This is a genomic window from Halorhodospira halochloris, from assembly GCF_002356555.2.
In the GTDB taxonomy this organism is placed as follows: domain Bacteria; phylum Pseudomonadota; class Gammaproteobacteria; order Nitrococcales; family Halorhodospiraceae; genus Halorhodospira; species Halorhodospira halochloris.
In genome coordinates, this window is sequence record NZ_AP017372.2 from 2,827,263 (window position 1) to 2,834,560 (window position 7,298).

Annotated in this window: 7 protein-coding genes; all 7 read right to left on the minus strand. The window is 45.2% G+C overall.

Features of this window, described 5'->3' with window-relative positions; genetic code table 11:
• Nucleotides 1–17: 17 nt before the first annotated feature.
• On the minus strand, nt 18–650 hold the full coding sequence (gene rsmG, locus HH1059_RS12940; RefSeq protein WP_162549563.1) for a 16S rRNA (guanine(527)-N(7))-methyltransferase RsmG: 633 nt from the start codon (nt 648–650) through the stop codon (nt 18–20).
• Nucleotides 640–2,532, minus strand: a complete 1,893-nt coding sequence (gene mnmG / locus HH1059_RS12945) for a tRNA uridine-5-carboxymethylaminomethyl(34) synthesis enzyme MnmG (protein ID WP_096406816.1) — start codon at nt 2,530–2,532, stop codon at nt 640–642. The genes rsmG and mnmG overlap by 11 nt, the downstream gene beginning before the upstream one ends.
• 707 nt (nt 2,533–3,239) lie before the next feature.
• Complete coding sequence (gene mnmE, locus HH1059_RS12950) at nt 3,240–4,649, minus strand: tRNA uridine-5-carboxymethylaminomethyl(34) synthesis GTPase MnmE (RefSeq protein ID WP_096406819.1); 1,410 nt, start codon at nt 4,647–4,649, stop codon at nt 3,240–3,242.
• Nucleotides 4,604–6,295, minus strand: coding sequence for a membrane protein insertase YidC (gene yidC, locus HH1059_RS12955; RefSeq protein WP_096406821.1), 1,692 nt, complete (start codon nt 6,293–6,295; stop codon nt 4,604–4,606). Before yidC ends, mnmE begins: the two co-directional genes overlap by 46 nt.
• A gap of 6 nt (nt 6,296–6,301) precedes the next feature.
• Nucleotides 6,302–6,559 carry a membrane protein insertion efficiency factor YidD gene (gene yidD / locus HH1059_RS12960; RefSeq protein ID WP_096406823.1) on the minus strand — a complete coding sequence of 86 codons (258 nt, stop codon included), beginning with the start codon at nt 6,557–6,559 and terminating at the stop codon, nt 6,302–6,304.
• Entirely contained in the window at nt 6,520–6,900 is a 381-nt protein-coding gene (rnpA, locus tag HH1059_RS12965; protein WP_096406825.1) for a ribonuclease P protein component, read from the minus strand. Before rnpA ends, yidD begins: the two co-directional genes overlap by 40 nt.
• A 6-nt stretch (nt 6,901–6,906) precedes the next feature.
• Nucleotides 6,907–7,047, minus strand: a complete 141-nt coding sequence (gene rpmH / locus HH1059_RS12970; RefSeq protein WP_096410259.1) for a 50S ribosomal protein L34 — start codon at nt 7,045–7,047, stop codon at nt 6,907–6,909.
• Between the last annotated feature and the right edge of the window lie 251 nt (nt 7,048–7,298).

A 7,298-nucleotide genomic window follows, 5' to 3' on the forward strand; every position in this document is an offset into this window, starting at 1 on the left:
GCAGCGGTATTGCCTGCCTACACATATGATTTCTTGTATCTAATCAACGTAGACCTACCGCTGTCATTTACTACTGGAAGTCTCCTCGAGCAAAGCATTTCACCCCAATCACTATTAACCTCTGCTATCTCATCATCTGCCTTCGCCCCTTTTTGAGCAAGCAGTTCTCCTCCTGGCTTAAGCAAACGATCTGCTCGCTGAATTAATACTTTCAATGAGGCAACAGCACGTGCTGTTATCACACCGTAGCTAGATTCCTGTAGATCCTCCATTCTTTGACGCATGATAAAGGTGTTTTTTAGACCCAGCTCAAGAGTCGCATGCTGCATAAAGCGCGTTTTTTTTCCATTGCTATCTATAAGCTTTACCGTGAGCATTGGATGTGTAATAGCTAAGGGTATTCCAGGAAGTCCGGCTCCACTACCAACATCAGCCACAACTCCTTCATTTGGCAGGAAACAACCCAATGTGAGGCTGTCAACGACGTGCCTATCAACTAATTCATGAACTTGATCAGCTGCAGTAAGGTTGAACGCCTTGTTCCACTTCTCCAGTAATTGAATGTATTGCACTAAGCTTTCTATATGAGCTTCTTCTATATCTAAGCCTGTTTGATTCAAACTATCGATAAGTAAATCCTTAACTGGCATCAACATTGCCCTTGTTATGCCTAAGCCATCCTTTACTCTTCATGTGAATCAGCAGTATTGAAATAGCCGCCGGCGTAACTCCTGAAATAGCGGACGCTTCACCTATCGTTGCAGGTCGCAACCGGCGCAGCTTTTCTTTCACTTCGTTTGATAATCCATCGATGCTGTCAAAGTCTAGCTCTATAGGAATAAGCACATCTGCGTATTTTTTATGTCGTTTATTATCATGCTCCTCCCTTTCCACGTACCCTTCGTAAAGTGCCTCGATCTTGAGTTGTTCACCAACTCTGTCGACTTCGCCATCTGCTTCAGAACCTATAACACAAAGTAGGTTGGCATAATCTATATCTGGCCTCTTGAGCAATTCGTATAAAGTCATATCACGTTTTAATCCCGCACCCAGCTTTTTCTTTTGGCGCTCATCTAATCTATTGGGATATATGCGTGTTTCCTTCAGCCACCTTCTCCTGCTGTCTAGTTCACTCTCATATTGTCTGTAAGCATCCCATAGTTGTTCACTTACCAAGCCCAGCTCGTAACCTCTCCTAGTTAGGCGCAACTCTGCGTTATCTGAACGAAGTTTTAAGCGATGTTCAGCCCGGCTTGTAAACATACGGTACGGCTCTGTAACACCATCGGTGACTAAATCGTCTATCATTACACCGATATAGGCTGTATCCCTATCCGGAACCCACGATTCACATCCTGATATCGCAAGTGCAGCGTTCACCCCAGCGATTAATCCTTGCCCTGCTGCTTCCTCATATCCTGTCGTACCGTTAATTTGCCCAGCAAGAAAAAGCCGCTTAATCATTTCGGTTTCCAGTGTTTTTCTAAGACAGCGCGGGTCAACAAAGTCGTATTCAATCGCATACCCCGGCCTTACAATGCGGGCCGCCTGCATCCCTGGGCAGCTTCTTATGATCGCTAACTGCACATCGAAAGGTAACCCAGTCGAAATCCCGTTTGGATATACTTCAAGTGAATCTAAGCCTTCAGGTTCTAGAAATATCTGGTGAGAATCTCTATCTGAAAACCTTACAATCTTGTCTTCTATCGAAGGACAGTAGCGCGGCCCACTCGATGATATAGCGCCGCTGTACATCGGAGACATCTCAAGCGCATTCTCAATAATTTCATGAGTTGCTGGCGTAGTATAAGTGATCATGCATGGCACTTCAGGCAGCTGCAGGCTGCGCCTGTCAAATCGCACAAACTTTGGACGTGGATCTTCCCCATACTGGATGGAAAGCTTGTCTGTATCCAATGATCTTTTGTCTAGCCTCGGCGGTGTCCCAGTTTTTAATCTACCTATAGGCAAGTTGAATTCACGTAGGCTTGCTGATAGTGCGATTGATGATGGATCCCCCGCCCTACCACCGTCGTGCTTCACATTGCCTACATGAATTCTTCCATCTAGGAAAGTCCCAGTGGTCATTACTACGCCTTCAGAATGTATACATCCGCTGATCCTCCCTTTTACCCCAACACACATTTCACCCTCAATAATTAGTTCAAGTACCGTGTCTTGGAGCAAGTGCAAGTTTTTGTATGTATCAAGAATTTCTCTTATAGTTTTAGCGTAGGTCTGGCGGTCAGCTTGGATACGCGGCGCTTGAACCGCTGGTCCCTTCCTCCTATTCAGCACACGCCCTTGTATAGCAGCTGCATCAGCCGCCTTACCCATAACTCCATCTAGAGCTGCTATCTCTCGAACAAGATGGCCTTTTCCAATACCACCGATCGCTGGATTACATGAAAGAACACCGATTGTATCTAGATTGTGTGTAATAAGCAGGGTTTCTTTTCCAAGCCGACAAGCTGCGGCTGCAGCCTCTACCCCAGCGTGCCCTCCACCAACTACTATCAGATCAAATCTCATACCGATATCTCTGCATTGCAGACCTGCGTTTACCTAATCACACCACCAAATTCACTTCTGTTCGCGCCACATGCACGCCTGAGAAGCATTACTCCTCAACCAGCATCTCAACTTCTTAATGAAGTAATATGTTCTACATCAATGATGGCCAAGAGACCTAGCACAGATGCGCCGCACAATCTCACCTGCACGTGCATATGCTTCATGTTCCACGTGGAACATCTATCAATCGTGGGCAGTCGATGTATACCATATCACTGACAAAGCTTAATTCAAGCACAACCTTACATTTCCGTTTGACTAAGAAACTCTTAGGGGCGTTATTCAAAGCAAACAAATCACTACTGACAAATAGTAGGTGGCGCACATGCTTCTACAAACTGAACAATGTAGTTGTGAGCTCAGCTGATAGCGTCTGATACAGATATGGGGGCATTGAGAGGGTCCAACCAAGAACTCAACAAAGGGTGGTTGGCCTTATTTACTTTCGGAGATGAGCTGATGTGTTGAAAGATGTGGCTATATCGTTTTTCTCGGGTTGCGGTGGATTAGGCTAATAATAATTAGTCTAAGGATGTTGTGGTAGGTAACAAGTGATAAATAATTTTACTGAGTGGTAATCGGAAAAAGCAAATGATATGACAAATTAAGAAGTGTCAGCGGATGACAATTTAGAATATTATAGTTGGTGAATCTATCGATGCTCACTACTTTCCAATACAGAATTTACTAAATATGCTGTCCAGAACATGCTCTGGTGTGACATGTCCTGTTATCTCACTCAAACTATTTTGCGCATTACGCAGGTGTTCTGCGACAATTGCAATATCATATTCCCTCTCATATGCATTAACGGCTGCCTCTAAATGGCTTTTGCATGATGAAAATGAATCAACATGTCTCTGCTCTGAAGCGTATACATCCCCATGATCCGAATCAGCTACTACATCAGCGATGATTTCTCTTAACGTGTGTAGGCCGGTGCCAGATATAGCACTTACTGGGATTACGCGGGCTTCATCAATGCCTGCATTATCCGCAATATATGCCAAGTCTGAAGCCCGATCATCACAAAGATCTGCTTTATTGCAGGCTACTATCAAGCTCTTACCTTCTGGTATTAACCGCAAGACTTCTATATCATCTTCGCCTAATCCTTTATGTAATTCGATAACTAGGAGAGCAATATCAGATTCTTCAATTTGCTGCTGGGCTCGGCGTATACCCTCCAGCTCAATAGAATTGATCGATTCACTGAATCTAATTCCAGCTGTATCAACCAAGTCAACAGTTTGTGTGTTACATTCAAACCTTTCGCGGATGAGATCTCTAGTGGTACCTTCGGTGTCGGTGACAATCGACGATTCACGACCAACAAGTACGTTCATCAATTTAGATTTTCCGACATTAGGTCTCCCGACTAATGAAATCTGGTAGCCAGACCTAAGCTTCAATCCATTCTCTGCTCGTTGCAGAAGCCCATTTATTTCACTGTTGATTTCGCATAACTCATTAATTAAATAAGGTTTATTAAAATCAGTGATATCTTCCTCATCTGGGAAATCCAACGTAGCTTCAATGCGTGACCGCAATTCAAGAATACGATCAGCTATATCACGAATTAAATTACCGTAGGAACCATCAAGCGATCTCAAGGCTGCCTTTCGAGCAGCTTGAGATTCTGCATCGATTAAAGCTGCTATAGCCTCAGCCTGACTTAAGTCTAATTGTCCGTTTAAGAAAGCCCTCTCAGTGAACTCACCACGTTCAGCTGGTCTTGCCCCTGCACTACATACCTCTGAAAAAAGGGCTGTTACAACAGCTGGGCCACCATGGCATTGCAGCTCGACCACATCCTCACCGGTATAAGAATTAGGCTGGAGAAAAGGAATGACCAAACCTGTATCAATAGCCTCACCACTGCTATTGCGAAATGTACGCAGTGCTGCAATGCGATGGCTTGGGATATTACCAGCTATAGACTCTGCAACATCGCATGCTATTGGACCTGATATTCTGATGATTGCCACCGCACCTTTTCCAGGTGCGGTAGCTACTGCTGCTATTGTGTCTATTTCCGATCCTCCGGTCCTAGATACTGGCGCATTATGTACCATTGCTGAGCGATAGATAAAACGTTATTAGAAAGCCAGTATAGTACCAATCCCGCTGGGAACAACATGAAGAATGCAGTGAAGATGAAAGGTAAAACCTGCATCACACGCTTCTGAATCGGATCCATGGGAGGGGGATTGAGCTTCATTTGGACAATCATACTTAGCCCCATGAGTAAGGGCAGTATAAAATAAGGATCCCTGCTTGATAGGTCTTGTATCCACAATATGAAAGGCTCGTGCCGAATTTCTACGCTCTCTATTAATACCCAATATAGAGCTATAAAGACCGGAATTTGTACAAGCATTGGAAGACAACCACCCAGGGGATTAATCTTCTCCTTCTTGTACAGCTCCATCAATGCCTGGTTCATCTGCTGTTTATCGTCAGCGTAACGCTCACGAATTTGTTGCATTTTTGGCTGAACCTTACGCATCCTTGCCATTGAACGGTAACTAATGGAAGAAAGCTTAAAGAATAGGATTTTTATAAAGAGCGTCAATATGATTATTGCCACGCCCCAGTTCTTGACCACATTTTGTATATGATCAAGTGCCCAAAAGAGAGGATTGGCTAGAATGGTTAGGAAACCGTAATCAACTGTAAGGCGTAAATTCTCGATATCTGGTATCGCAGTAAGACGCGATTGATCCTTAGGGCCGATGAAAAGCTGATTTTCTGTGCTCTTGCTTTCACCTCCGGGAACCACTAACCATGGTGAGGACATACCAACAAGGTATGTATCACCAGGTAACGCCCTAGTGTAGAAGCGGTACTGTTTCTCCTGATCAGGCAAAATTACAGCTACAAAATAGTGCTGGAGCATAGACATCCAGCCGCCAGTTACATCTCTACGAAGATCCTGATCTTCCATGTCACTAAACGAGATGCGTTCATAGCTGTCAGCTGGTGTATACATAGCACCGCCGGTAAAGCTATGAACATACCAAGGGGTAGCACCCGCGGGATCAGGCTCACGCAAAAGCTCTACGTACTGAAATCCACGCCACTCGTCATCGCCTTTATTCTCAACCTCATGGCGCACATTAACTATGTAGCTATCCCTTTTGAAGGTATAGATCTTCCTTACTTCTATATCACCTTCGCGCCATATCAGCGGGACTTCAAGGGTCTCCTCAGTATCATCTAAATGATATGTGTCTTTCTCTACTTCATAGTGTGCGTCTCTTCCAGGACCATCCCTACCAAGCCCAGTTCTTGCTACAAAGAACGGCTCGCCCTCATCTCTCATAAGCCTGAAGGGGGAGTCGTCATCGGATGATTTATAATGTTGGAGAAGATCGGCCTGACGGATATCTCCACCATCTGTACTAATTTCTATTTCAAAGAGATCAGTAGTTACCCTGATTCTTTTGCCTTCATCATCCTCTCGATCTGGGATTTGCTGTGTAGGCGATTCGTCTGACACCTCATCAGGTGATTCAGGATCAGCTCCATCAACTCCAGGTGATTCTGGGTCTGCTTCTCGTCTATCGGCTAAATCAGGATCATCTTCGGGGTCATCTGCATCCTGACGCTCCTCAACGACGGCGTCATCATGTTCAGCATGTTCGGCCTGCCAAGCGAAATACATTAGCGCGCTGATCACGATTAGTGCTATCAGCAATATATAGCGCTGATTTTCCATCAGGTTCTACTCTCGTAAGCTCTTATGACGTTGTGGAACAGGATCTAAGCCACCTGGGTGCCACGGATGGCATTTAAGTAGTCTCTTTACCCCGAGGTATAATCCAAGTAATACTCCGTAGCGACTAACTGCTTCTAAGGTGTACTCTGAACAAGTTGGAAGAAAACGGCACCGCGGCCCAAGAAGCGGACTGACTACGTACTGATATGAACGTATCAGTACTATCAGGAGCTTCTGCATGAGCGATCTTGAATACGCTGCCATATCTGTCTCAGCTGCCTAAATACAGCCTTGTTGCTCTGCGAGTTTATATCGCGAGTTACTCCAACTACTACATCTACCCCCAGGTCCGCAGGCACGCTCGTTCTGAAACTCTCTCTTAGCAAGCGCTTGACACGACTACGGTCTACGGCACGTCTTAGATGTCTCTTTGGTGCCATTATCCCTAACCGTGGATGTCCACGATGATTCTCACGCACCAAAGCCCTAAGTCCACCTACTCTGGCAACGTATTCAGGATTACGCAGCAGTTGGTCGTAAGAAGCACGCCGCAGTAACCGCGCCTCTCTTGGAAACCCTTGCTTTCCTGGGGTTCTAGCTATAATAGCTACTTACCCTGAAACTGACAGGCGCTTTCGTCCCTTAGCACGACGTCGCTTGATTACAGCTCTTCCTGCTCGGGTTGACATCCTTGCTCTAAACCCATGTGTGCGCAGTCGTTTTATGTTACTCGGCTGATATGTTCGTTTCATAACGTCACTCATTCAGTTTATTGCATCGACATAGCCGCAAAGGGCGGTGAGCGGCGAATCTACTTGCAAGTATACTTTATGTCAATCTGCTTTGCTTGTGGATAAATGTGCGTGCTGCCATATACACTGTCAGGCTGTACGGAACAGTAAAGTGAATGGGGAGCATCCACAGGGACTATGCTACTTAAATTTCACAAACGTCGCACTAGATACTCAGAAAGATAACTTAAGACCAACAACAGCCGGTATGA

What these genes read in the sequence shown, in the direction of transcription:
- yidC (WP_096406821.1), bottom strand. Translation starts at nt 6,295, where the DNA reads ATGGAAAATCAGCGCTATATATTGCTGATAGCACTAATCGTGATCAGC.
- rpmH (WP_096410259.1), bottom strand. Translation starts at nt 7,047, where the DNA reads ATGAAACGAACATATCAGCCGAGTAACATAAAACGACTGCGCACACAT.
- yidD (WP_096406823.1), bottom strand. Translation starts at nt 6,559, where the DNA reads ATGGCAGCGTATTCAAGATCGCTCATGCAGAAGCTCCTGATAGTACTG.
- mnmG (WP_096406816.1), bottom strand. Translation starts at nt 2,532, where the DNA reads ATGAGATTTGATCTGATAGTAGTTGGTGGAGGGCACGCTGGGGTAGAG.
- rsmG (WP_162549563.1), bottom strand. Translation starts at nt 650, where the DNA reads ATGCCAGTTAAGGATTTACTTATCGATAGTTTGAATCAAACAGGCTTA.
- mnmE (WP_096406819.1), bottom strand. Translation starts at nt 4,649, where the DNA reads ATGGTACATAATGCGCCAGTATCTAGGACCGGAGGATCGGAAATAGAC.